This window comes from Streptomyces graminilatus (assembly GCF_001418565.1).
GTDB classification, from domain to species: domain Bacteria; phylum Actinomycetota; class Actinomycetes; order Streptomycetales; family Streptomycetaceae; genus Streptomyces; species Streptomyces graminilatus.
The window spans coordinates 1-2,124 of sequence record NZ_LIQQ01000694.1 but is presented as its reverse complement, the minus strand read 5'-3'; the positions used below and the strand labels follow the sequence as shown (position 1 = coordinate 2,124).

Annotated in this window: 2 protein-coding genes; both read right to left on the bottom strand. The window is 70.5% G+C overall.

What is annotated here, in order from left to right; genetic code table 11:
* Positions 1-20: 20 nt before the first annotated feature.
* Positions 21-800, bottom strand: coding sequence for an MHYT domain-containing protein (locus AOK08_RS40065; protein ID WP_055535263.1), 780 nt, complete (start codon positions 798-800; stop codon positions 21-23).
* A gap of 177 nt (positions 801-977) precedes the next feature.
* Positions 978-2,124 (bottom strand): N-acetylmuramoyl-L-alanine amidase (locus AOK08_RS40060; RefSeq protein WP_055535261.1); only part of this gene is annotated, 1,147 nt, incomplete at its 5' end.

The window sequence follows — 2,124 nt, the reverse complement described above, 5'->3', positions numbered from 1 at the left end:
CAGGGGTCAGGGGTCAGGGGTCAGGCCGTGGACAGCTCTACCTCGCGCAGCAGTTCCGCCACGATGGCCGACTCCGACCGCTTTCCCGTCGGCGACAGGGCCACGTACGCCGAGGCCAGGAAGAGGAACGAGCCCAGCAGTACGGCCAGCGGGAACAGGAACTCGGTCGCCGTGGCACCCGGCAGTTCCAGGCTGCTGGGCGCGGTCCTGACCCGCACCGCGAACATCGCCGTGTAGTGCATGCTGCTCACCGCGAGCCCCATGACCAGTGCGGCGATCGTCGCCAGCACGGGTCCGCGCACGATCAGCGTGAGCGTGAGCGCGGCCGTGGCGGCGACGACGGCGATCGCGACGGAGGCGAAGACGAGCAGCGGGTCGTACGAGATGTCGCCGTGCAGGTTGAGCGCGTACATGCCCGCGTAGTGCATGGCGGCGACGCCGAGACCCGCGCCGAGGCCGCCGAGTACGACCGACCTGACACGCGAGCGGCCATACCCGGCGGTGAAGACACCGGCGGCGACGACGGCGATCGCGATGACGAGGCTGAGGACGGTCAGCGGGACGTCGTAGCGGATGGGGGTGCCCTCGACGCTGAAGCCCATCATCGCGACGAAGTGCATGGTCCAGATGCCGGACCCGATCGCGAACGAGGCCAGTGTCAGCCAGTTCCGCTTGGAGGCGCCGTCCGATTCCAGCGCCCGTACGGTGCAGCGCAGTCCGAGCGCGGAGCCCAGACAGGCCATCGCGTAGGAGAGAACGGGAGTGACCCATCCGGCACTGAAGTGGTCCATGTGATCCATGTGGTCCATGTGGCCCATGGGGAATTCCTCTCGCCCCGGGCGCGGGCAGGAGCCGCGCCCAGGAAGTACCGCCGGTAACAGGGGACCGGGGGGAATGGCCGATCACGCCCCCTCCTTCCCGTACGGGCGGCAGAGGGCGTGACATGACCACGGGGGGTTTATTTAACGATCGCTCAACTAGGCGGCGACGGCGGTACGGACCTCGCCCAGGAGGTCGTACATCGTCTGGCCGGGGCAGTCGGTCGCCAGCCAGTCGCGGTGGCCGCTGATCGCGTTGACGTCCTTCTTGACCCCGTTGACCGGGTTCACGTAAGTCATCCTCGCCTGCGGGTCCAGGCCCTTGAAGCGGGCGATGACCTTGATCAGGCGGATCAGCGACTCCTTGGCCGCGTCCGTCGGCGGCTGGGAGACCAGTGTGCCGAGGAGGGCGATGCCGAGGTTGCCGGAGTTGAAGCCGCCGGTGTGGAAGGCGGTGACGAGGTTGCCGTCCTTGTCGAAGGCCGGGATCGGGTCGTCGCCGGAGTAGCGGCCCTCGTAGACGGCACCCGCCTCGTCGATGAGGAAGTGGTAGCCGATGTCGCCCCAGTCGAGGGTGACCGCGTGGTACTCGTAGATGCCGCGCACGGTCGCCGCCGGGTCGGGGTCGGCGTTCGGGGTGTCCGTGTGGTGAACCGTGACCGTCTGGAACGGGTAGTACTTCTCGGGCGAGTTGACCTGCCCGTTCTTGTACCGCTTCGCCTCGTCGGCGCCCCACGCCGGCCTCGACAGGTACTCCACCCCGCGCACCCGGGTCGGCTCGGTCGGCACCTGGCAGGTCCGGTCGGCCCCGCCGGTCGTGTCGATCGCCAGCGACCGCGCCCCGCTCGCGCTCGCCCCGTCCGGCAGCCTCAGCTCGTACGCGGTGGCGTCCCCCGCCGCCACCAGCGCCGTACCGCCACCCTCGACGGTCGCGCAACCACCGCTCAGTTCCTGCCACTCGCCGGGCGCGGAGCCACCGTCCGCGAACTTGATCCCGGCGCCGTCCGTGGCACCGCTCCAGCGCACACCGACGTACGAGATGGCGAAGGCCGCGCCGGTCGCGGCGGTGCCGGTGGCCGCTTCGGTACGGGTGGCCGGGAACGTCTGCGGCTCGGTACCCGGGGTACCGGACGCCCCACCGGCCGCGTTGTCCGCCGTACCGGGAGCGGAGTTCTCGCCGCCGGTGGCCGCGAAAGCCGTGGAGGTGAGCGTCCCGCCGATGACGACGGCGCTCGCGGCACCCGCTGCGCCGATCACGCCGCGCCGGGTGAGGGAGCCGTTCCGGCGACGGGAGGGCGTTGGGGAG